The organism is Hyphomicrobium sp. MC8b (genome assembly GCF_905067615.1).
Classification (GTDB): domain Bacteria; phylum Pseudomonadota; class Alphaproteobacteria; order Rhizobiales; family Hyphomicrobiaceae; genus Hyphomicrobium_B.
This window is the reverse complement of sequence record NZ_LR898465.1, coordinates 4,099,584-4,123,067: the sequence shown is the minus strand read 5'-3', so window position 1 is coordinate 4,123,067 and position 23,484 is coordinate 4,099,584. Positions and strand designations below refer to the sequence as shown.

20 protein-coding genes are annotated in these 23,484 nt (G+C 59.5%); 10 read left to right on the top strand and 10 right to left on the bottom strand.

What is annotated here, in order from left to right; genetic code table 11:
• The first annotated feature begins 49 nt into the window (after window positions 1-49).
• From ACLB1Z_RS19760 to ACLB1Z_RS19715, 10 genes are all read left to right on the top strand, one after another.
• Complete coding sequence (locus ACLB1Z_RS19760) at window positions 50-1,240, top strand: MFS transporter (protein WP_409561366.1); 1,191 nt, start codon at window positions 50-52, stop codon at window positions 1,238-1,240.
• Window positions 1,241-1,439: 199 nt separating this feature from the next.
• A complete protein-coding gene (locus tag ACLB1Z_RS19755; RefSeq protein ID WP_409563315.1) occupies window positions 1,440-2,834 on the top strand; it encodes a circularly permuted type 2 ATP-grasp protein in 1,395 nt (464 codons plus the stop codon).
• 7 nt (window positions 2,835-2,841) lie between these two features.
• Complete coding sequence (locus ACLB1Z_RS19750; RefSeq protein ID WP_013949975.1) at window positions 2,842-3,789, top strand: alpha-E domain-containing protein; 948 nt, start codon at window positions 2,842-2,844, stop codon at window positions 3,787-3,789.
• A gap of 10 nt (window positions 3,790-3,799) precedes the next feature.
• Window positions 3,800-4,612, top strand: coding sequence for a transglutaminase domain-containing protein (locus tag ACLB1Z_RS19745; protein ID WP_409561365.1), 813 nt, complete (start codon window positions 3,800-3,802; stop codon window positions 4,610-4,612).
• A 28-nt stretch (window positions 4,613-4,640) separates the two neighbouring features.
• On the top strand, window positions 4,641-5,375 hold the full coding sequence (locus tag ACLB1Z_RS19740; RefSeq protein WP_013949973.1) for a proteasome-type protease: 735 nt from the start codon (window positions 4,641-4,643) through the stop codon (window positions 5,373-5,375).
• A 212-nt stretch (window positions 5,376-5,587) separates the two neighbouring features.
• The gene (locus ACLB1Z_RS19735) at window positions 5,588-6,631 is read left to right on the top strand and encodes a class 1 fructose-bisphosphatase (protein ID WP_409561364.1); all 1,044 of its coding nucleotides are present in this window, start codon (window positions 5,588-5,590) and stop codon (window positions 6,629-6,631) included.
• 32 nt (window positions 6,632-6,663) lie between these two features.
• The gene (locus ACLB1Z_RS19730) at window positions 6,664-7,539 is read left to right on the top strand and encodes a phosphoribulokinase (RefSeq protein ID WP_409561363.1); all 876 of its coding nucleotides are present in this window, start codon (window positions 6,664-6,666) and stop codon (window positions 7,537-7,539) included.
• A gap of 23 nt (window positions 7,540-7,562) precedes the next feature.
• On the top strand, window positions 7,563-8,237 hold the full coding sequence (rpe, locus tag ACLB1Z_RS19725) for a ribulose-phosphate 3-epimerase (RefSeq protein ID WP_409561362.1): 675 nt from the start codon (window positions 7,563-7,565) through the stop codon (window positions 8,235-8,237).
• Window positions 8,238-8,288: 51 nt separating this feature from the next.
• The gene (hrpB, locus tag ACLB1Z_RS19720; protein ID WP_409561361.1) at window positions 8,289-10,754 is read left to right on the top strand and encodes an ATP-dependent helicase HrpB; all 2,466 of its coding nucleotides are present in this window, start codon (window positions 8,289-8,291) and stop codon (window positions 10,752-10,754) included.
• A 245-nt stretch (window positions 10,755-10,999) separates the two neighbouring features.
• Complete coding sequence (locus tag ACLB1Z_RS19715) at window positions 11,000-11,671, top strand: response regulator transcription factor (protein WP_013949968.1); 672 nt, start codon at window positions 11,000-11,002, stop codon at window positions 11,669-11,671.
• Window positions 11,672-11,693: 22 nt separating this feature from the next.
• Here ACLB1Z_RS19715 and ACLB1Z_RS19710 read toward each other — a convergent pair whose 3' ends face one another.
• From ACLB1Z_RS19710 to ACLB1Z_RS19665, 10 genes are all read right to left on the bottom strand, one after another.
• Complete coding sequence (locus ACLB1Z_RS19710) at window positions 11,694-13,061, bottom strand: ATP-binding protein (protein WP_409561360.1); 1,368 nt, start codon at window positions 13,059-13,061, stop codon at window positions 11,694-11,696.
• Entirely contained in the window at window positions 13,058-14,230 is a 1,173-nt protein-coding gene (locus ACLB1Z_RS19705) for an FIST N-terminal domain-containing protein (protein ID WP_409561359.1), read from the bottom strand. Before ACLB1Z_RS19705 ends, ACLB1Z_RS19710 begins: the two co-directional genes overlap by 4 nt.
• A 199-nt stretch (window positions 14,231-14,429) precedes the next feature.
• Window positions 14,430-15,737, bottom strand: a complete 1,308-nt coding sequence (glnT, locus tag ACLB1Z_RS19700; RefSeq protein WP_409561358.1) for a type III glutamate--ammonia ligase — start codon at window positions 15,735-15,737, stop codon at window positions 14,430-14,432.
• A gap of 69 nt (window positions 15,738-15,806) precedes the next feature.
• The gene (locus ACLB1Z_RS19695; protein WP_409561357.1) at window positions 15,807-17,144 is read right to left on the bottom strand and encodes an FMN-binding glutamate synthase family protein; all 1,338 of its coding nucleotides are present in this window, start codon (window positions 17,142-17,144) and stop codon (window positions 15,807-15,809) included.
• Window positions 17,144-17,830 (bottom strand): GXGXG domain-containing protein, encoded by a 687-nt coding sequence (locus ACLB1Z_RS19690; RefSeq protein WP_013949963.1) that lies wholly within the window; start codon window positions 17,828-17,830, stop codon window positions 17,144-17,146. Before ACLB1Z_RS19690 ends, ACLB1Z_RS19695 begins: the two co-directional genes overlap by 1 nt.
• A gap of 23 nt (window positions 17,831-17,853) precedes the next feature.
• Entirely contained in the window at window positions 17,854-18,750 is an 897-nt protein-coding gene (locus ACLB1Z_RS19685) for a class II glutamine amidotransferase (RefSeq protein ID WP_409561356.1), read from the bottom strand.
• A gap of 130 nt (window positions 18,751-18,880) precedes the next feature.
• Window positions 18,881-19,534: a helix-turn-helix domain-containing protein gene (locus ACLB1Z_RS19680; protein WP_409561355.1), complete on the bottom strand. Its 654-nt coding sequence runs from the start codon at window positions 19,532-19,534 to the stop codon at window positions 18,881-18,883.
• A 147-nt stretch (window positions 19,535-19,681) separates the two neighbouring features.
• Complete coding sequence (locus ACLB1Z_RS19675; RefSeq protein ID WP_409561354.1) at window positions 19,682-20,212, bottom strand: sarcosine oxidase subunit gamma; 531 nt, start codon at window positions 20,210-20,212, stop codon at window positions 19,682-19,684.
• Window positions 20,205-23,189, bottom strand: a complete 2,985-nt coding sequence (locus ACLB1Z_RS19670; RefSeq protein WP_409561353.1) for a sarcosine oxidase subunit alpha family protein — start codon at window positions 23,187-23,189, stop codon at window positions 20,205-20,207. The genes ACLB1Z_RS19675 and ACLB1Z_RS19670 overlap by 8 nt, the downstream gene beginning before the upstream one ends.
• Window positions 23,186-23,482 (bottom strand): sarcosine oxidase subunit delta, encoded by a 297-nt coding sequence (locus ACLB1Z_RS19665; protein ID WP_409561352.1) that lies wholly within the window; start codon window positions 23,480-23,482, stop codon window positions 23,186-23,188. Before ACLB1Z_RS19665 ends, ACLB1Z_RS19670 begins: the two co-directional genes overlap by 4 nt.
• Window positions 23,483-23,484: the final 2 nt, after the last annotated feature.

Sequence of the window (23,484 nt, the reverse complement as noted above, 5' to 3'; positions counted from 1 at the left end):
CGCTTCTGTTAGGAAGTCCGCACCTTTCGATCCATACAATCGATCCCGAATGCGCCTTCTCGCCATCCTGGCCACCAGTTGTTTCGTCAGCTCGATGTCGATGCGGATCATTGATCCCGTCGTGCCCGATATTGCCCGCGATCTCGCCATTGATACGGCGTCGGTGGCGATGCTGGCGTCTCTCTATGCCTTTCCCTATGCTCTAGCCCAGCCAGTCCTCGGCGCTTTTGGGGATGCCTTCGGCAAGGCTCGCATTATTAAGATCGCGCTTGCCGTGCTCGCCTTGTGCCTCGCGGCCTCGGCGCTCGCTCCGACATTCGCGTCGCTTTCCGTGGCCCGGCTCGTAGGCGGCGCGGCTGCTGGCGGCATTATTCCTTTAGCGTTTGCCATCGTCGGCGATCGCTTTCCGATGTCCGAACGCCAAATTGCGCTCTCGCGTGTTCTGACGGCGATCATAGCGGGACAGTTAACGGGCTCGATCGGCTCGGGCCTCATCGCTTCGATGTTTGGATGGCGTGTCGCCACCGCTGGCGCGACGTCGCTGGCGCTGATTGCCTTCGTCGTCACGTTTTGGCAATTGCGTCCGGCTCCCGGCGTTCAGCGCCAGGCCCCGAGCCTCAAGGAATTTATCGACGGCTATCGCGCTGTCTTTGCAAATCCACGCTCGGTTGTCTGCTTCGCTGCAGTCTTCGCCGAGGGCATCGTGATTTTCGGACTGTTTCCATACGTCGCAATTCTTCTCGAAGAGCGCGGCGCAGGCGGCCTGAAAGAAGCCGGCTTCGTGCTTGCTGGCTTCGGTTTTGGCGGTTTTGTCTACACCGCCCTCGTCCGCCTGATGCTCGGACGGCTTGGATTTTACAAGCTTATCCTCGCGGGTGGCATCGTTTCGGGGATTGGTCTAGCGCTTCTGTCTTTGGGAACGTCGTGGCCGCGCGAGATGGCGACGTTCCTGATCGTCGGCGTCGGCTTCTATATGATCCATAACTCGCTGCAGACGCAGGCGACGGAACTAGCCCCCCATAACAGGGGATCGGCCGTCGCCATGCATGCATTCTTCATGTTTTTGGGGCAAGCCTTCGGACCGGTCGTTTATGGCATCGGCTTGACGGGGTTGGGACCAACGTGGGTTTTGCTAATGGCCGGCGTATCGATGGGATTTCTTGGCGTCACCACCGCCTGGGGATTAAAGGCCCGCTCAGCGGTCGCCATTCCCGAGGTCGCTGGTCACGCAGGAACCTGATTGCTCTACGCCGGACCTCGCTGCCGCAATTTTATGCGGGACTTGGCCGAAGGTGCATATTTCGGAAGCAAATAGATGCTGATGTGAATAGACAGATGCAGCAATTCCGGGCTTCGCGTAAATTGGCCTGGGCTTTGCGATGCCGATCCGAAAAGACTCGTTAAACGGGAGGGTGGACTTGGGCGCGCCATTCGACGAAATGAACGGCTTCGGCGGCGAGGTGCGGCCACCGTATAAAGCATTCGCTGAATGGCTCGGTGTCCAACACCTCGATACACTCCGACAAAAATCCGCTGAAGCCGAGGTTTTGTTCCGGCGCTCGGGCATCACGTTTGCGGTCTACGGTGCAGAAGAAGCCGGCGAGCGTCTGATCCCCTTCGACATTCTGCCGCGCATCATTGCCGCCGACGAGTGGCGGCGCCTCGAACTTGGGATCGAACAGCGCGTTCGCGCGCTCAACGCCTTCCTGTACGATATCTATCACCGCCAGGAGATCCTGAAGGCCGGTAAGATCCCGGAGGAACTCGTCGTCCAGAATTCCGCCTTCCTGCCGGAGATGATCGGCGTAGATCCGCCGCGCGGAATCTATAGCCACATTATCGGCGTCGATCTCGTCCGCACCGGCGAAAACGAGTTCATGGTTCTCGAAGACAATACACGCACCCCGTCCGGCGTCTCGTACATGCTCGAGAACCGTGAGACGATGATGCATCTCTTTCCCGACCTCTTCAGCCGCAACCGCGTGCGACCCGTCGACAATTATGCCGATGCGCTCCTAAAGACGCTCGAAAGCGTTGCTCCGGGCAATCTCGACGCCGAGCCGACGATCGCCCTCTTGACGCCGGGCGTTTACAACAGCGCCTATTTCGAACACTCGTTCCTCGCCGATCAGATGGGCGTCGAGCTCGTCGAAAGCTCCGATCTCGTTGTTATTGACGGCCTCTTGCGCATGAAAACGACCGAGGGATTGAAGCGCGTCGACGTGCTCTATCGCCGTGTCGACGATGACTTCCTCGATCCGCTCGTTTTCGAACCGACGTCGCTTCTGGGCGTGCCGGGCATCTTCGATGTCTACCGGTCGGGCCGGGTGACGATTGTCAACGCGCCGGGCGCCGGCATCGCCGACGACAAGGCGATCTACAGCTACATTCCGGCGATTATCGAGTTTTATACGGGCAAGGCGCCGATCCTGCCCAACGTCGAGACGTATAGCTGCCGCGAGCCCGACAGCCTGAAATACGTTCTGGATCACCTCGCCGAACTCGTCGTCAAGGAAGTCCACGGCTCCGGCGGATACGGGATGCTCGTCGGTCCGAAATCGACGACCGAGGAGATCGAGGCTTTCCGAGCTAAGCTTATCGCCAACCCAAAAAACTATATCGCCCAGCCGACGCTTTCGTTATCGACCTGTCCGACGCTCGCCGACACCAGCGTGGCGCCTCGACATCTCGATTTGCGCCCCTTCGTTCTCATCGGCGATCAGGTGCGCTTGATGCCCGGAGGACTGACGCGCGTAGCCATGAAGAAAGGCTCGCTCGTCGTCAATTCAAGTCAGGGCGGCGGCACGAAGGACACTTGGGTGCTGCAGGAATAGCTTCGGAATGCTTGGACGTACCGCAAACGACCTTTATTGGCTGTCGCGCTATATCGAGCGCGCAGAAAACATGGCGCGCCTCCTTGAGGTTGGCTACCGCATTGTGCTGCTACCGCGCGAGGGCGAAGGCTTTCACGAGGAATGGCGATCGACGCTCGAGAGCGCCGGGTGCCTGCAAGGCTATGTGCAGCGTCACGGCGAGCTGATCTCGCAGAACGTCATTGACTACATGCTCTTCGACACGTCGAATCCGTCGAGCATTGCGTCGTGTCTCGCCGCCGCGCGCCGCAACGGCCGCGCCCAACGCACGGCCCTGACGCGGGAAATGTGGGAAAGCCTGAACAGTGCGTGGCTGGAGTTTTCCGCCATTCGCCCGGTGGCGATCACATCGAATTCGCTTCCTGAACTTCTCGATTGGGTGCGTTCACGCTCCGCGCTCTATCGCGGCGCCATGTTGAACACGATTTTGCGCAACGACACATTCTATTTCAGTCAGGTCGGCACCTTCATCGAGCGCGCCGACAGCACCGCGCGCATTCTCGATGTGAAATACTATCATCTCCTGCCGTCGAGCGAGATGGTCGGCAGCGAAAAGGACAACTATCAGTGGGCGGCGCTTCTTCGCTCCGTCTCGGCGCATCGTAGCTATCGCTGGGTTTTCAAGGACCACTATCGGCCGCTCAAGATTGCCGATTTCATGATCCTCAATCGGCAGATGCCGCGGTCGCTGCGCTCGTGCTACGATGAGTTGACGTTGGCGCTCCGCGATCTCGCGGTGTTCTATGGCGCCCGTCACGATTGTCAGACGACGGCGGAATCCACCCGCGACCTTCTGTTGGAGGCCGACATTCGCAACATCTTCCAATCGGGCCTGCACGAGTTCGTGCAGGACTTCATTGCCCGCAACAATAAGCTCGGTAACGAGATCTCCGCCGCCTACCACTTCAGCGATTGAGGCTCCGACGATGCGTATTTCGATTGGGCATGTTTCGCGTTACGTCTACAGCGAGCCGACGAAGTATTCCGTTCTCGCGCTCCGTCTCACGCCTCCGTCGTTTCAAGGCCAGCGTGTCATCGAATGGCGCATCAGCGCTCCCGGCGTCGATGCTGTGAAGCCGTTCCGCGATGGCTTCGGCAATATGGTGCATCTCGCGAGTTGCACCGAAGAGCATTCCGAATCGCTGATTATCGCCAAGGGCGTCGTAGATACCGAAGACCGCGCCGGAATCGTGCGCGGACTGATGGACCCGGCCCCGCTACGCGTCTACCGCCGCTTCACCCCCAAGACGATGGCGGCCGAGGATATCATAGCGCTCCAGCGGGATGCCGGAGCCAAGGCCGACATTCGCGGCATGCACAACCTGATGCATGGCGTCCGCGACGCCATCGACTACAAGATCGGTTCCACCGGTGCGCATACGACCGCTGCCGAAGCGCTGGCGGAAGGCAAAGGCGTTTGCCAGGACCACGCTCATGTCTTCATCGCCGCGGCCCGGTCAATAGGCATTCCGGCCCGCTATGTCAGCGGCTACCTGCTGACGGGGGGTGATGAACCCGCCGATGCCAACCACGCCTGGGCCGAAGTCTGGCTTGAGGGCTTAGGCTGGGTCGGCTTCGACCCGGCGAATGGCGTCTGCCCGACCGAAAAATATGTACGCCTGGCAACCGGCCTCGATGCGACTTTTGCGGCTCCAATTCGTGGTTCTCGCCGAGGGGTTGCAAACGAAGAGCTTGACGTCATCGTCGAAGTTCAGCAGCAGAGCAGCCAGCAACAATAGCGGCCCTGCCGACTTCGGAGACGATTGCATGACATACGCGGTAGCATTCCGCCTGGAGCGCGGCCTCGTGTTTGCAGCCGACACGCGGACCAACGCTGGCGTCGACAACATCGCGCAGTACAAAAAGCTTCAGCTCTGGCGGCAGCCGGGCGAGCGCGTGTTCGTGCTTCTGAGCGCTGGCAATCTCGCGGCGACTCAGGCGGTTGTCAGCTTGATCAACGAACATCTCTCGCAAGAGACCGACGATGAGGTGACGACCCTCTTCACGGCGCCGAACATGTACCGCGCCGCCCGCGTGGTCGGAGACGCTGTGCGCGAGGCGCGCAGTATCGACGGAGCTGCGCTTGAAGCCAGCAAGCTTGGCTTCAACACCAATTTCATTTTCGGCGGCCAGATCAAGGGCGAGCGCCCGCGCCTGTTCCAGATCTATCCGGAAGGCAACTTCATCGAGGCGACCGATGACACGCCATTCTTCCAGATCGGTGAGCATAAGTACGGCAAGCCAATCCTCGACCGCGTCGCGCGCTCCGACATGCGCCTCGGTGAGGCGGCCAAGCTGATGCTGCTGTCGTTTGACTCGACCTTACGCTCCAACTTGTCGGTCGGCATGCCGATCGATCTTGTCATCTACGAACGAGATACCTTCGACGTGACGCGCGAAAAGCGGATCAGCGCCGACGACGAATATTTCCGCAATCTATCGAACGCCTGGTCGGACGCGTTGCGGCAAGCCTTTTCCAAGATCGAAGAGTTCGACGTCTGAACCAGCGGATAATTTGCGCATTTGATTAACAGTTGAGGGCGCCATCCGCGCCTACAACTCGGCGCGCCGAGAAATCTATGCTGCACCCCAGCAAAAGTGCGGCAGCGCGCGCCTATGCACGGGTTTGAAGAAAGTGCTGTCTCGATTCTCAATGCCACTTACGGTTAGATTAAGCGCTGGTCATCAGGGCAGGCGGGCGCTGGAAGGGCATAATGGGTCTCCCGACGCTTAGTGAATATCTTTCGAACTGGACGCTGGAAGGCCGTACGCGCGGCCAGGTTTCGGAAACCGTGCTCGCCATCGCCGATGCCAGCATCCGTCTTTCGGAACTGATTGGCCGCGGCGCGCTCGATCATCGGTTGGGTCGGGTCGTCGCGCGCGCTGGCGAGCGTGACGAGCAGAAAGAAATAGATATCCTCGCCAATGATCTGATGGTCCAAGCTTTGGGCGCGGTCCCTGTTGCGGCTTTGGCCTCCGAAGAAGCAGAACTTCCGATCACGCTGCAAAAGAATGCGCCGCTGCTCGTCGCGACCGATCCTCTCGACGGCTCATCAAACGTCGAAGCCAACGTCTCGGTCGGTACGATCTTCTCGATCCTGCCGCGCCATCCGTCGGCGGAGGGTGAGGCGGCGTTCTTGCGCCCCGGCTCGCACCAGCTGGCCGCCGGGTTCTTCGTGTATGGTCCCCAGACGGTGTTGGCGCTCACAGTCGGGCACGGCACGCAGATCTTCGCGCTCGATCGGGCGACACAGGTTTACCATCTGACAACGCGCAACGTTTCTATTCCTTCCGAGGCGCAGGAATATGCGATCAATGCTTCCAACGCGCGCCACTGGGACGATCCAATCCGCATTTACATCCACGACTGTGAAAATGGCGCCAATGGTCCGCGCGGCCGCGATTTCAACATGCGCTGGACGGGCTCGCCAGTTGCGGACGTTTTCCGTATCCTGACGCGCGGCGGCATTTACCTCTATCCGGGAGATCGCCGAAAAGGCTTCCATCAGGGCCGCATTCGCCTGATGTATGAAGCCAATCCGCTGGCATGGATCGTGGAGCAGGCGGGTGGGCGCGCGACGACGGGACGAGAACGCGTCCTTGACGTTATTCCGGCGGCTCTGCATCAAAAGACGCCGCTGATCTGCGGTTCACGAGATGAGGTGGACCGAGTGATGCGCATCTATAGTGGTCAGGAGTTCAAGGGAGATCATTCGCCGCTCTTCGGCCGCCGAGGCCTGTTCAGAGCTTCACCCTAATTCCATGAGCAGAGGCGCATCGAGTCCCATCCATGTCCATTAAGCATCCGATCATATCCGTCACCGGTTCCTCCGGCGCCGGAACGACGTCGGTTAAGCAAACCTTCGACTACATTTTTCATCGTGAGAAGGTAAAGGCGGCGTTCGTCCAGGGGGACGCCTTTCATCGCTACGACCGTTGCGGCATGGAAAAAGCGATGAAGGCCGCAGCAAAGCGCGGCAATCATAATTTCAGCCACTTCGGCATCGAGGCAAACCTTATCGAAGACCTCGAGAAGTTGTTTCGCACTTATGCGGAAAGCGGAAAGGGGCTTTATCGCCACTACGTCCACGACGACGACGAGGCGAACACGTATGGGACACCGATTGGTACGTTCACGCGATGGGAAGATATCGAGCCTGGCACCGATCTTCTTTTGTATGAAGGACTACATGGTGCCGTCGTTACGCCTGAACATGATGTTGCGCGACACGCGGATCTTAAGATTGGCGTTGTCCCGGTCATAAATCTTGAATGGATTCAAAAAATTCGACGCGATCGGACTGAGCGCGGATACACGACTGAAGAAGTGACGCAATCCATTTTGCGGCGGATGCCCGACTACGTTCAATACATTTGCCCCCAGTTCGCAGAGACGGATATCAACTTCCAGCGCATACCGACCGTCGATACATCAAATCCCTTCGTCGCGCGCTGGATTCCGACCAACGATGAATCGATGGTCGTTATTCGTTTCAAGGAACCGCGTGGCATCGATTTCGCGTACCTGCTGTCCATGATCCACGATAGCTTCATGTCGCGCGCCAATTCCATCGTGATCCCCGGTAGTAAGCTTGATCTCGCGATGCAGTTGATCTTGACGCCGCTTATTCTTCAGCTCGTCGAGCGGCGCCGTCGCGTCATTTGAACGAACTCCTTGAAAGGTAGCCTGTGTCACGCCCCCTCCTGATTGCCCCGTCCATTCTGTCGGCCGATTTCAGCAAGCTTGGCGACGAGATTCGGACCATAGATGCCGCCGGCGCCGATTGGATTCACTGCGATGTGATGGACGGTCATTTCGTGCCGAACATCACGTATGGCGCGCCTGTCATCAAAGCGGTGCGCGGAACATCGAAAAAGGTTTTCGACGTCCATCTGATGATCGCGCCGGTCGATCCGTATCTGGCTGATTTCGCAGCCGCTGGCGCCGACATCATCACCGTTCACGCCGAAGCCGGTCCGCATCTCGACCGGTCTCTCCAGGCCATTCGCGCGCTCGGCAAGAAGGCCGGTGTTTCGCTTAATCCGTCGACGCCCGAAAGCGTCATCGAATACGTCCTCGATCGCCTCGATCTGATTTTGCTGATGAGTGTCAATCCGGGCTTCGGTGGTCAGTCGTTCATTCCTGCCGTTGTCGAGAAGATCCGGCGCGTGAAAGCCCTCATCGGCGATCGTCCGATTGATATCGAGGTTGACGGTGGCGTTACGCCGGAAACCGCGCCGCTCGTCGCCAAAGCCGGTGCCAATGTGCTCGTCGCTGGCTCGGCTGTGTTCAAGGGCGGCACCGAAGCCAGCTATCGCGCCAACATCGAGGCGATCCGAAAAGCTGCTGCGTCGGCGGTTTAGCGACTGCCAACCGGCTTGATTTGTTGCCGCGCTGGCGTATGTCCACCGCCTATGACTGATCGCTCTTTCGCCGAACCCTTGCCGATTGATGCCGTGCTCGGTGACGTGCGCGCGGCGCTTCGCACGCATGGCGTAGCCGTGCTCGTTGCCGCACCCGGCGCGGGCAAGACGACGCGCGTACCGCTCGCATTGCTTGATGAGCCATGGCGCGCGGGCGGAAAGATCCTGGTGCTCGAACCTCGGCGGATCGCCGCGCGGGCCGCTGCTGAGCGCATGGCGGCGACAGTCGGCAGCCGTCTCGGTGAAGATGTCGGGCTACGTGCCCGCCTCAATTCCAGGACAGGTCCGCGTGTCGCTGTTGAAGTGATCACGGAAGGCGTCTTTACGCGCATGATCCTCGATGATCCAGAGCTGAAGGGCGTAGCCGCCGTCTTGTTCGATGAGTTTCACGAGCGCTCACTCGACGCCGACCTCGGGCTGGCGTTGGTACTAGACGCGCGTGCGGCGCTCAGGCCCGATCTCAAGATCGTTGTGATGTCGGCGACGCTTGAAACGCGATCTGTCGCGAAGCTGCTGGGCGAAGCGCCGATCATCGAAAGCGAAGGGCGTGCGTTCCCCGTCGAGACGCGATACCTCGGTCGAAGCCCCGCGCGACTTGAGGACGACGTCGTTGGTGCCGTGCGCCGCGCGGTTTCGAGCGAGCTGGGGTCGATATTGGTATTTCTTCCCGGACAAGGCGAAATCGCGCGCGTCGCGGAGCGTTTGACAGATCAGGCGTTGCCGTCGAATGTTGATGTCGTTCCGCTCTATGGCGGCTTGGACCCGGCGACGCAGGACCGCGCTATTTCTCCGGCGAAGCCCGAACGTCGCAAGATTGTGTTGGCGACGTCGATCGCCGAAACATCGATAACGATCGACGGTGTCCGCGTCGTCATCGACAGCGGTGTCGCTCGCGTTCCACGTTACGAGCCGGACGTCGGCATAACGCGGCTTGAGACCGTTCGCGTCTCGCGCGCTTCTGCCGATCAGCGTCGCGGGCGGGCCGGACGAACGGAACCGGGCGTGTGCTATCGGCTGTGGGACGAACCTGAGACGCAAGGTCTTGTGCCCTTTGCCGATCCGGAAATTCGCGCCGCCGATCTTTCGAGTTTACTGCTCGATTGCGCCGAATGGGGTGCGAACGACCCGCGTACGCTCTCTTGGCTCGATCCTCCTGCCGAGGGTCCGCTCGCTGCGGCTCGCGCCGGTCTTGAAGCCATTGGCGCGCTTGATCCCGATGGACGCATCAGCAGCGAAGGCCGGCGGCTGCGCATGCTTCCTTTGCCGCCGCGCTTGGCGCGTATGATCATGAAAGGCGGTGAGCTTGGCAACGCGAGCCTCGCTGCCGAGATCGCCGCAATCCTTGTCGAACGCGGCATCGGCGGCAACGACATCGATCTTGCGCAGCGCCTTGAAAATTTCCGCCGCGACCGTTCGCAGCGAGCAGAAGGCATGCGTGCGCTCGCGCGTCAGTGGGCGCGCACGGCTTCAACAGCCCTACGTGAAAGTCGCGCGCAATCGCCTGCCGCTCTGCTGGCGCTTGCTTATCCCGAACGTATCGCCAAAAGCCGCGGCAAACGCGGCAACTTTCTGCTTGCAAACGGCCGAGCCGGTCAGATCGACGAGCACCAGCACTTGGCGTCAGCGCAATATGTTGTCGTCGCCGAGATGCAGGGCCGTGCAGCCGCGACACGCATCATGCTGGCGCTTGCGACCGACGAGGCCGAAATCGAAGCGATCGCTTCGGATGCGATCGAATCTCGCGACGAGATCTATTTCGACAAAGACGCGCGTGCGGTTCGGGCTCGGCGGGCCCGCCGCCTTGGCGCTATCGTTCTGAAAAGCGAAACGCGTCCGGTCAAAGACGGCGATGACGTTATGGCCGTGCTTGCTCGCGGCCTTGCCGATATCGGTGTTGCGGCACTTCCCTGGACGAAAGCGCAGCTTCAGCTCCGCAATCGCGTCTCGTTTCTCCGCCGCAACGATGAAACCTGGCCGGACTTGTCTGATGCCGCTCTCGCGTCGACCATCGACGATTGGCTGTCGCCGTTCCTGCTCGGCAAAACGCGAACGACGGACGTTGACGCCGAGACGCTGGAGACGGCGCTCAATGCGCTGCTGCCGCGGCAAATGCGCGTCCGCCTCGATGATGAAGCGCCGACGCATTTCACCGCACCCACCGGCAACCGCCATCCGCTCGACTACGAATCGGATGATGCCCCGGCGCTGCACATTCGCGTGCAGGAGCTTTTCGGCCTCAAGGAGCATCCTGCCATCGCGCGTGGACGTTTGCCGCTCACGCTTCATTTGCTGTCGCCGGCACACCGTCCGATTCAGATTACACGCGACCTTCCGGGCTTCTGGGCGGGCTCATGGCGTGCGGTCAGGGCGGATATGCGCGGGCAATATCCCAAGCACGTCTGGCCCGAGGACCCTGCAACGGCTCTGCCGACGGCTCGCGCCAAGCCGCGTAAGTGATGACACTACAAGTTTACCTTCGCTGAAAACGACAGGTGCTGGCGCCGTGATTAGAGCGTAGTTAATCTGCGTCCTAACTATTGCTCGTGCCATGTCGGAGACGGGTACGACCAAAGTCCTGTTTGTTGCTCAATACCTTCAGGAGTTAAAGACAATTCTGCGTTCGTTTGCCGCAGGATAGCGGCTCTCGGACCCCAACATTGAACCTTCGCAAGAAGGCTTCGATGGCATTCTGGAGGTAAAACTTGTCTGTGCCGGCGCACATATTGATCGTTGACGATCATCCCCTCTTTGTCGAAGCCCTTCAAAGAGCGATCACGAGCGCATTTCCCGATACCACCACCAATTCTGCAATCTCGATTGAGGCGGCGAAAATCCAGCTCGACAGCGGCATCCCGTTCGACGTCGTGCTGCTTGATCTCGCCCTGCCCGGCATTCGTGGCTTCGATGGCCTGCTTGAACTCAGGACGCTGTATCCCCGTCTTCCGATTGTTGTCGTTTCTGCCCTTGAAGATCCTCGCATCGTCCAAGACGTGATGCGCTACGGCGCGGCAGGCTTCATTTCGAAGTCGGCAGACCGTGGAGAGATCGCAGCAGCCATCAAAGACGTTCTTGAGGGCTCGCTAACGCTGCCAAAAGGCTATCGGCCGCCGGAGATACCGACGTCCGAAACGCGCGACGATGTCGTGCGGCGGTTGCGAACGCTCACCCCGAAGCAGCTGAGCGTTCTCAAGATGCTGCGCCAGGGGTTGCTGAACAAGCAGATCGCCCACGAGCTTCAAATCGAGGAAACGACGGTAAAGGCTCACGTCTCGGAAATCTTGCGCAAGCTCAATGTATCCTCGCGCACGCAGGCCGTGATCGAAGCCCAGAAAATCGATTTCAGCATCATTCTTGGCGATGCGAATGGCGGATAGCCTAGCGCATCCGGCAAATCGTCTAGCCGAGCAGGTGCTTCATCAACGCCCGTAATTCGCCCGGACGAACAGGCTTTAGAAGCAATTCGCAGCGCGAGCGTAACGCCGCCTCCGCTGCGTCCTGCGTGCGATCCGCTGTGATCAAAATAGCGGGAATGTCCACCGCGAGACGGTTGCGAATGCTGCGCACGATATCGATGCCAAAATGACCTTCCTTCAGGTGATAGTCCGCCAGCACGATAGCCGGAGAAAAATCCGGGTCGGAAAGAATTTCGCTGACATCCTCAAGATCTCTCGCCGGGCGCACATCGGCCCCCCAACGCGTCAGCAGCGACTGCATGGCCGTCAGAACGTCGAGATCGTCGTCGACGATGATGACCTGCCGCGAGACCAAGGAATCCGTTTCGTCCCTGACGGCATCGGTGAGGGGCAGCGGTCTCTTCGGGGTCGATGCGGATGGCGCATAGACCGAGAATCGCGAGCCATGACCTACGCGCGATTGTAATTCCAGGCGGTGCCCAAGGGCATCGACCATGCGCCGTACGATCGCAAGCCCCAACCCAAAGCCCGTGCCGCCCGAGCGCTCCGATGCGGTGCCGCGCTGGAATTCCTCGAAGATGCGATACTGCTCCTGCTGTGGTATGCCGGGACCAGTATCCCACACTTCGATCACGACCTCGTTGCCGCGCGGACGGGCCGCCAGAAGAACACTGCCATGTTCGGTGTAGTGTGCGGCGTTCGCGAGAAGATTCTGCACGATCCGGCGAAGCATGAGAGGATCGGAGCGGACGGCCAGATCCGTCGGCCGCCAGCGGAAACGCAGACCCTTGCGCCGCGTCACGGGCTCAAGGCTGTTGGCGACCTGTTCGAAGATCGCTTCAAGAACGACAGTCTGAATATTCGGCACGAAGACGCCAGCCTCGAGTTTCGAGATATCGAGGATACTGGTCAAAAGTTCCTCGATGCTGACGAGCGCGTGCGAGATGTTGTGAGCGAGGCGCTTGTTGTCCGCCTCGTGCTGCGCATCGGTCAGCTCAGAGAGCGTCAACCGCGCCGCGTGCAGCGGTTGCAGCAAGTCGTGCCCGACGGCTGTGAAAAAGCGGGTCTTGAAGGTATTGGCGCGCTCGGCCTCGTCGCGCGCTTGGCTCAGCTCGATGTTGGTGTGCGCCAGCTTCGTCAGTGCAAGGTTGAGTTCTTCGGTCCTGCGTCTGATCTGCGCTTCCTGATTGATCGCCGTCTGAAACAGCGAAAACGAACTCGCCTGCTGATCCATCGAATGCTCAACACGCTTCATCAGCGCCGCATTAATCTTACGAAGCTTGTCGACGGCGCGACGAAGGTCGGATTGCCGCGTCGGCAACTTCTCTGCCGGATCCTCTTCGTCGTTCATGGCGGTTCAATTCTACCGTGCGGCTTTGAGAATGCTATGCCCGTCAAAGTCTGATTGAGGTGCATGGCATTGAACTGCTCGCCATAAGTTTGGAAGCCAGCAAGTCCATATCGGTCATAAATTTCCTCGACTTTGTGGCGGAGTTGCCCGGTTTCGGCATCGATCCGTCTCAAGAAGCAGTCGAACCCGAGAACGAAATCGATGCCGCCTAACGCGGCATCAACTTGTTTGAACGTTTCCAACGTCGACTGAACCATATCACGCGGCCGTCCGACGGTGAAAACCAGACCTTCGTCGATTGCACAAAGGAACGATAAGCTGCCATCCGGGTTCATGTTGCGAATTGCGCGGCCGTAATACTCTCCCCCCACTTTTACGACGAGCGGATAAGTCGCGAAACTCAACGGACCGAGATCGTCAAGTGATACGCCAATGGCAGATGCATACTCACTGGCCGCAGGTTCGGCATTGAGATCGTAGACAATGCGGTGTTCACTGTCCGCGGCCGTAACGACAAGCTTGATCGGAGTCGGTTCGAAGTTCTGCGTCTTGAAAACGCGAAATGGTGTGGATGTTTCGATCACGAATAGAATGGCGCCGCGCCGGATGAGCTTGCCGCGATGAATGAGGGCGGTACGCTGAAACGCCAATCCGTCGCCGGCAGAGCCGCCCAAGAGTTCCATGTCCTCGAGTGACCAGTGCAGCGCCGCCGTCAGCGGTTCTTCTCGATCGGACAATCCGTCGACGAGTACGAGCGCAAAGATGTTTTCTTTCGCCGCGCGCGAGACGCCGGTGATCATTTGCACCCGTAAGCGCCGCGCAATTTCAGAAGCGCGTTCCACGCCGCCTTTGTCGATGTCCGGGATAACTTCGCTCATCACTCGGAAGCCCTTCTCAGGGAACGCGATGAAGACGATCCCGCCTTGCGTCATGCCGAGCGGACCGACTTCACCGGCTGTGCTGCAACCCGAAATGGTGACGTCCGGGAAATTCTGCTGCAGCGCCTTGAGGAGAACCTCTGGGTCATGCTTGATCGAAAAGAAAACGATGATGTGTTGAAAGACACCATCTGCAAGTTCGGCGCGTGCGGCTGAAACGGCTTCCTCGGTGGAAAGTGTGCTCGCCACCACGCGAACACCACATGCGGCACGAGTGGTTTTTGTCGACATTTGACTCGGCTTCCTCGGTCGCATCGCGACGCGAGCCGCTTAACCAATGAATATGGGCCGGAATTTGCCACAGCCGCGCGGGGCGGACAATGTCCGTCTGGGCAACGCCACTCTCGTGAAGCATGGCTTACGCCGAAAAAAAGCCCCGGCCGAAATAGCCGGGGCTTAGCTTTTGCGGCAAGACTTAAGAAACGCTGTTTTAGCAGTCCAGTGTATGTGCGCGTTCCCAATCCGTGAAGTGGGAGGCATAGGAATTCCAATTGTCGGTCTTGAGCTTGATGTAGGCCGCAGCAAACTCGTCGCCGAGAGCGCTCTTGAGCGACGTGTCCTTGTCGAACGCACGGATTGCGTCCAGTAGGTTCAACGGCAGACGCGGTGCATCCGTTACCGTATGGCCAAGCTGGTACATGTCGATGTCGAGGCGTTTGCCCGGATCCGCCTTGCTGCGGATGCCATCGAGACCTGCAGCGATGATGACGGCTTGAAGCAGATAGGGGTTTGCCGCGCCGTCCGGTAGCCGCAACTCGAAACGACCCTTACCTGGAACGCGAACCATGTGCGTGCGATTGTTGCCCGTCCAGGTCACCGAGTTCGGCGACCACGTTGCGCCCGAGAGCGTCCGCGGCGCGTTGATACGCTTGTACGAGTTGACCGTCGGGTTCGTGATCGCTGCGAGCGCTTCGGCGTGTTTCATGATGCCGCCAAGGAAGTGGTAGCCCTGCTGCGAGAGCCCCATTTCGTCGGCCGCGTCGTAGAACATGTTCGTCTTGCCGTCCTTGTCCCACACTGAGATGTGAGCATGGCAGCCATTGCCGGTTAGGCCGGCAAAAGGCTTCGGCATGAAGGTTGCGCGCAGGCCGTGCTTTTCAGCGATCGAGCGCGTCATGAACTTGAAGAACGAGTGGCGATCGGCCGTCACCAGCGCATCGTCGAAGTTCCAGTTCATTTCGAACTGGCCATTGGCGTCTTCGTGGTCGTTCTGATAGGGACCCCAGCCCAGTTCGAGCATGCTATCACAGATCTCTGCGATGATGTCGTAGCGGCGCATCAGGGCCTGCTGATCGTAGCAGGGCTTCGAGGCGTTATCCTTGTCGTCGGAAATCTCAGTGCCTTCAGGCGAGATCAGGAAGAATTCGCATTCGACGCCGGTCTTGACGTAAAGCCCAAGCTCAGCCGCCTCTGCCATCAGCTTCTTCAGTACGACGCGCGGAGCCTGGGGAACGTGCTTGTCTTCCATCACGCAGTCTGCCGCAACCCAGGCTACGTCTTTGCGCCAAGGCAGCTGGATGACCGACGATGCATCCGGCATGCCGAACAGATCGGGATGAGCCGGCGTCATATCCAGCCAAGTCGCAAAGCCCGCGAAGCCCGCGCCGTCTTTTTGCATATCGGCGATCGCCGCAGCCGGAACCAGCTTTGCGCGCTGGGCTCCGAAAAGGTCCGTGTATGAAATCATGAAGTAACGGATGCCACGCTCTTTGGCGAGCTGGGCAAGATCCTGAGCCATACTGTCTGTCCTCAACGCTTGCGTTTCATTTTTATGAGTGCTTTCCCGACCGGCGAAAAAAGGGGCGGCTTAAAAGCCGCCCGCTCCGGTCACCCCGGGGATCCACGATGTTCCGGCAAGCGGCACACGTGCCATCGCCGCAGCTTCGATCGTCAAGGCGCAGAGATCTTCTGGCTCGAGATTGTGAATGTTGTTGTGGCCGGCGGCGCGCGCGATGGTTTGCACTTCGAGCGTCATGACCTTCAGATAGTTGGCGAGCCGACGGCCGGCACGAACCGGATCGAGACGCTTCGACAGTTCTGGATCCTGCGTCGTGATGCCGGCAGGGTCACGTCCTTCATGCCAGTCGTCGTAGCAGCCGGCGCGCGAGCCGAGCTTCTCGTATTCCGCTTCGAGCGCCGGATCGTTGTCGCCGAGAGCGGCCAACGCCGCGATACCGATCGAAACTGCGTCGGCACCCAAAGCAAGAGCTTTGGCGACGTCGGCGCCGTTGCGAATGCCACCGGAAACGATCAGCTGCACTTTGCGATGCATGCCGAGATCCTGCAGCGACTGCACCGCCGGACGGATGCAAGCCAGCGTCGGGAGGCCGACATGTTCGATGAACACTTCCTGCGTGGCCGCCGTGCCGCCCTGCATGCCGTCAAGAACGATAACGTCGGCGCCTGCTTTGACCGCGAGGGCCACGTCGTAATAGGGACGCGTGCCGCCGACCTTCACGTAAATTGGCTTTTCCCAGTTCGTGATCTCGCGCAGCTCAAGGATCTTGATTTCGAGATCGTCGGGACCAGTCCAGTCGGGATGACGGCAGGCCGAGCGCTGGTCGATGCCCTTCGGTAGATTGCGCATTTCTGCGACGCGATCCGAGATTTTCTGACCGAGCAGCATGCCGCCGCCGCCGGGCTTCGCGCCCTGGCCGACAACGATCTCGATCGCGTCTGCTTTGCGCAGATCATCTGGATTCATGCCGTAACGTGACGGCAAATACTGATAGACGAGCGTTTTCGACTGGCCGCGTTCTTCCGGCGTCATGCCGCCATCGCCGGTCGTCGTCGAAGTGCCAGCAATCGAAGCGCCGCGTCCGAGCGCTTCTTTCGCATTCGCCGACAGCGCGCCGAAACTCATGCCTGCAATCGTGATCGGGATCTTAAGCTCGATCGGCTTTTTGGCGAACCGCGTGCCGAGCGTTACCGTCGTGGTGCACTTTTCACGATAGCCCTCAAGCGGGTATCGCGACATCGAAGCTCCTAGAAACAGGAGATCGTCGAAGTGCGGGACACGGCGTTTCGCACCACCACCGCGGATATCGTAAATACCCGTAGCTGAAGCGCGTCGGATTTCCGACAGCGTGTAATCGTCAAAGGTCGCCGAGGGGCGCGGCGTTGTAAGCGGGATCTTCGGCGACATCAGTAAGCATCCGCGTTGTCGATGTTGAAGTTATAGAGCTTGCGTGCGGAACCGTACCGCCGAAACTCGCTGGTCTTCGCGTCCGTGATCCCGGCCCCTTCGAGAAGCTTCGAGAGCGCCTCGTGATGCTCGGGCCGCATTTCCTTTTCAATGCAGTCTGCGCCGAGGCTCTTCACTTTGCCGCGCACGAACAGCTTCGCCTCGTAGATCGAATCGCCGAGCGCGTCGCCCGCGTCGCCGAGCACGACCAGATGCCCAGACTGCGCCATGAATGCCGACATATGACCGATATTGCCTTTAACGACGATATCGATGCCTTTCATCGAAATGCCGCACCGTGACGATGCATTGCCTTCGATGACGAGCAGGCCGCCATGGCCAGTCGCGCCCGCGTACTGGCTGGCATCGCCTTTAATGACGACTTTGCCCGACATCATGTTTTCGGCAACGCCAGGCCCGGCAGAGCCGTGCACCGTGACGGTCGCTTTCTTGTTCATGCCGGCGCAGTAATAACCGACGCTACCAAGCACATCGACTTTGATCGGCGCGTCGAGACCCACGGCGATCGCGTGACCGCCGCGCGGATTGAGCACTTCCCACTGAGCTTCGTTGGAGCCGTCTTTTTGCCGGTGCAGCTCTTCGTTAAGTTCGCGCAACGGACTCTTGGCGAGATCGAACGTACGCATGAGTTCCCCAATTAACTGCTGCATCAGCGTTGCCAGAAATAAACGGTTGCGGGTTCAGGCTCCCAGACTTTCGCCTTATCGATTCCAGGCAGACCAGCGAGCGCGCGATATTCCGAGCCGAACGCGACATAGTCGTCGGTTTCAGCCATGACGGCCGGCTTGCAGGCGATCGGATCACGAACGACGCCGAAGCCTTCCTTGGTGCCGACAACGAAATTGAAGAAGCCGTCGAGATCGTCGAGGCTCTTTTCCAACGCCTCACCGAGGTTCATGCCCTGCTTCATGCGCCAAGTGAGATACGACGCAGCAACTTCGGTGTCGTTTTCGGTGTTGAACGTCATGCCGTCGCGGACGAGTTCGCGCCTAAGGCTCGCGTGGTTCGACAGCGAACCGTTGTGCACGAGGCATTCGTCGGCACCCGTCGAGAACGGATGCGCGCCAAGCGTCGTCACCGCCGACTCCGTCGCCATGCGCGTGTGGCCGATAGCATGCGTGCCGGACATATGCGCGAGATCGAAACGCTTCGCGACCTCCGTCGGATAGCCGACTTCCTTATAGATTTCGATGTTTTCGCCCGTCGCCATGGTCCGGATCGAAGGGAACTCGGCGGCGAGCAGGGCTTTGATGTCGTCAAGCTTGTCCGACGGAATGCTCAGGACCGCGTGGGTGTCCTTTACCGTGAGTTTGGCGTCTACCTTCTTGTCTTTCGCCAAAGCGGCCTGGAGCTTTGCGAAGTCGCTCTTGGCATTTGCCGATTGCAAGGTGACCTTCGTGCGACCGTCTTCAGCCGCCCCGTAAACTGCAAAACCTGCCGAATCCGGACCGCGCTCGCACATCGTCGAGAGCATCTTCGAGAGAAGCTCTCCGAGCTGCGGCTCCATTTCTGGTTTTTTCAAAAATAATCCGACGATGCCGCACATAGCTGCCTCCTGACTGGGCCGCGAAGGAATGGCTCAGACAGTAATCGTGCGGCGACAATCTGTCAACTCAGAAGAAAGAAGATTTCTTTAAAGGAATGTCGAAAATTTATGACCGTACCGGTCGTCGGCATTATGGCCGTGGATAGATGATGATCGACAGGTAGGTCATAGGCGACTCGATAAGGCGCGCAGGACCGTGAGGCGCCGCGCTGTCGAAGAGAATGGCATCGCCCGGAGCCAAGTGATAGCTACGATCAGCATGCGCGTATTCGACTTCGCCGGAGAGCATAAAAATGAACTCGACCCCCTCATGCTGGAAGCCGGTATAGGCGGCCGCATCGTCCGAAAGCGTGATCAGATAGGGTTCGATGACGACCGGGCCGTCAAGCGAATGGCCAAGAAGCTGATACTGATGACCCACCTTTGTGCCGCGACGTCGAATGACGACACCTTCACCTGATTTGACGTAGGAACAGTCGCGGCGCTGTTCGAACGACGCGAACAGGACCGTCAACGGCACATTCAGCGCTGAGGCCAGCATCTGCAACGTGCTGAGCGACGGAGAGATCTGGCCGTTCTCGATTTTGGAAAGCATTCCCGGCGAGATTTGCGATGCTGCGGCAAGTTCGGCAACGGTCAGCCCTGCGTGCTTCCGATGGTGGCGAACCTGATGTCCGATGGCCTGCTCAAGCGTATGTTCGGCAGCGCCTGGTGCATTCGAACCCGTTGCCAGAGGCTCGGCTTCGGCGAGTTCGACAGAGTTTTTGCGTGACTTTTCTGACATGAAGGCTTTCCGCCGACGACGGCGGCTGAAAATGACTTAATATCGAAACAGGTTCGCACGTCGCGAAAGATTATTCCACCACGGGAAAAAAAAATGTCCAATGCCTGAAGGACGCAGGCCACAGAGTTGCGGAAAATCTATGTCAGATCAAATCCGGTCAAGCCAGTTGCGGAAATCCTTTGCATAGGTCCGCGCGCAGGCGAATTCATATCCCCTGCCGTCCGGCAATCGCCACACGGTCACGCCGAGGTGCGAGACGTGGGTGATCGCAACGTCCCCTGGCTTAAACGAAGTATCTTCGAAGTCGATGCCCATGCTCTGAACGAGCGTGTCGGATGGACGGGCACTGTCCATCCCGAAGATCGTTCGGCTATCGGCGACATCAACGACAGACGCAAACCCATTGAATGTTTTCGCATGTTGAGCCGTCGGATCGCCACTTCCTGACAATTGCTCAATCAGCAGCCATTGCTCGGGACCGGCCCAGACAATCGTTATACCACGCGCTTCGAGCACTCGGGGCGTTGACGGAAACTCGACGCCAAAAGCGGCGCGGGCAGCATCGTTCAGCCCCGCCAGCATACCGCGTCTGGCGGCGATGTGCGTGACGGCAATGTCCGAACGTTCAACGATCGAGGAATGCTGTTTCGCCCTAAGGCCGTTCGCAAGATCAGACACGCAAACGTGCTCCTTCTACATCGTAGAATGCGGCCGGAACCACCTGGACGAGGGTGCTTTCACCCCGCACCGGATCGACAGCCTTGAGAATTTCGCCCATGCGAGCTTCGGCGCGCGCAAGAAGCCCCAACCCCACCCAATGCCCGAGCATCGGCGAATACGCGACAGAGGTCATGTAACCCTGGTCGTTTTGCGCAGTCGGCTGATCGTCTTTGCCGATGAAATGCGCGCCACCCCGCAATCGCACGGCAGTGTCTACAGGCTTGAACCCGATCAGGCGCGGGCGATCCGGATCGACCAATCCCGGTCGCTGTGCCAAGACGCGGCCGATAAAGTCTTTCTTGGTTGACGCCATCTTGCCGAGGCCGAGATCCGCAGCCGTCGTTGTGCCGTTGAGTTCCGAGCCGCCGACGTGGCCTTTTTCGATGCGCATGACGCCAAGCGCTTCGGTGCCGTATGGAATGGCGCCGAATTCCTCGCCTTCCGACATGAGCTTGCGCATGAGAAGATCGCCGTGCCGCGCCGGAACTGCGATTTCGTAGGCAAGCTCGCCTGAGAACGAGAGACGATAGATGCGCGCCTTGATGCCGCCGAGCGCAGTAATTTCGGCACACGCCATATAGGGGAAGGCCGCATTCGAAATGTCGAACGGTGCATCGACGATCTTGGCGAGCAGGTCACGGGCCCGTGGTCCAGCCACAGAATATTGCGCCCATTGATCGCTGACTGGGAACAGCTGCACGTCAAGGTGCGGCCAGTGCCACTGCCGGCAAAGTTCGAGATGCTGCAGAACCTTGATGGCGTTGGCCGTCGTTGTCGTGATGAAATAGCGATCATCGGCAAAGCGTGCAGCGGTGCCATCGTCCATCGCCACGCCGTCTTCGCGCAGCATCATGCCATAGCGCGCTTTGCCGACGGCCAGCGTGCTCATCATGTTGATGTAGACGCGGTCCAGAAATTTTCCGGCGTCGGTTCCGTGAACCTCGATTTTACCGAGCGTCGACACGTCGCACACGCCGACGCCGCCCCGGACCGTTTTTACTTCGCGATTGACCGTTTCAAGCCAGTCACGTTCGCTGGGCTTGGGAAAATACTGCGCGCGAAGCCACATGCCGGTTTCGACGAAAACCGCACCACGCTCTTTCGCCCAGTCGTGCGACGGCGTGAGCCGCGTGGGCTTGAAATGCTTGCCACGATGCTCGCCGGCAAAAACACCGAGTGAGACCGGCGAATACGGCGGACGGGCAGACGTCGCTCCCGTTGCCGGGATCGATTTGTTCGTCAGTTCGGCCATCATGGCGAGGCCATTAACATTCGACGTCTTGCCCTGGTCGGTCGCCATGCCGAGCGTTGTGTAGCGCTTGAGGTGCTCAACCGAGCGGAAGCCTTCGCGCTCGGCAAGGCGGATATCCGCAGCCGTCACGTCATTCTGCTGATCGACGAACGCCTTTTGCTTGGCCGCTTCGACATGCCAGAAGGCCGAGACTTCCGTCAGTTCATCGTCCGTCCCGGGAACGGGAGCGACAGTGGCCGCGAAGCCGCACGCAGCGGCAGCGTCTGCGCCTGCCCGCGCACCGTCGTTAAGGCACGACGATGTCGAGAAAGAACCATTGGCCGCGCCGGCAACGGTCATCCATTTCGGCAGCGCTCCCGGAGCGAAAGCAGCTAAATTCTCCTGCCATTGGGAGCGTCCGCCAAGGTGCGTCGTCACCTGAACATTGGGATTGAATCCGCCCGACGCCACAATCAGATCGCAAGGGATCGTCTGAGACGTTCCGTAAGCTGCAACGATCCGTGCGCCGGTGACGCGCTGTCTGCCGGTAGCGTCAGCGACCGCGGCGCCTTCGAAGACGCGGATGCCATACTTGCGCGCCTTCGACTTGATCTCAGGCGGCAATATGGGGCGCGTGTCGACAAGTGCTGCAACGGTGATGCCGGCGCGAATGAGATCGTCGATTGTGTTGGCCGCATCGTCGTTGTTCGAGAATACGACGGCCGTCTGGCCCGGCGCCACGCCGAAGCGATTGATGTAGCTTCGCACGGCGCTTGCGAGCATCACGCCCGGCCGATCGTTGTTGCCGAACACGATCGGCCGCTCGGTCGAGCCTTGCGCAACGATCGTCTGCTTGGCGACGATATGCCAAAGGCGCTGCCTCGGCTCGCCCGTTGCGGGAACGGCGACATGATCCGCCACCCGCTCGACAGCACCAAACGTACTGGAATCGTAGGCACCGAAAATCGTCGTTCTCGGCATTAAGCGAACTCTGGACGAAGCCGCAAGCTCGGCGACGACGGTATTCACCCATTCGACACCGCTTTTGCCATCGATGCCTCGCACATCAGAGAGAAGGCGGCCGCCCAAGGCAAAGTTTTCGTCGACGACGATGACCTTCGCTCCAGCGCGCGCCGCAGAAAGCGCTGCCATCAATCCCGCTGGACCCGAGCCGATGACGAGCACGTCGCAGAACGCGTTCGCCTTGTCGTAGATGTCGGGATCGGGCTCATTTGCGGCAGATCCCAGACCCGCCGCGCGCCGGATGATCGGCTCATAGAGCTTTTCCCAGAACGCCGCCGGCCACATGAAGGTCTTATAGTAGAAGCCCGCCGAGAAAACGGGCGACAGAAGCCCGTTGATCGAAAGCAAGTCGAACGACAGTGACGGAAAGCGGTTCTGGCTTTTCGCTTCGAGGCCATCGTAAAGCTCGGCAACGGTCGCGCGCGTATTCGGCTCGCGACGCGCACCGGAGCGTAGCTCGACAAGTGCATTGGGTTCTTCCGAGCCCGCAGTCAGGATGCCGCGCGGACGATGATATTTAAACGACCGTCCGACCAGTCGAATGCCATTGGCGAGCAACGCCGACGCCAGCGTGTCGCCGGCATATCCCGTGTAGGGAACGCCGTCGAAGGTGAAGTCGAGCGCCTTGGTCCGGTCGACGAGGCCTAGCCCCGACACACGGAATGTTTGCGATTGCGTCATGGTGTGGTGCTCGCAGAATTCTGACGTTCGAGAGCGACGTCCTGAGCCGGCTTTACATCGGAAATTTCGTGTGTGCGCGTATCGCGCGTGACGACCAGCCACGCATGGCATCCGGCAGCGTGATACCAGAGTTCTTGCGTCGGTCCGGCAACGTTCCGGCGTTCGTAAGCGAAAGCATAAAATGCGTCGGCAGCATCGGGCGCTGCCGGATCTGGGCGGACGACGCTCGCGTCCCCGAGATAGGAGAATTCATCGTTACCGCGTTCGCCGCAAAAGGGACATTTGATGCGCATGG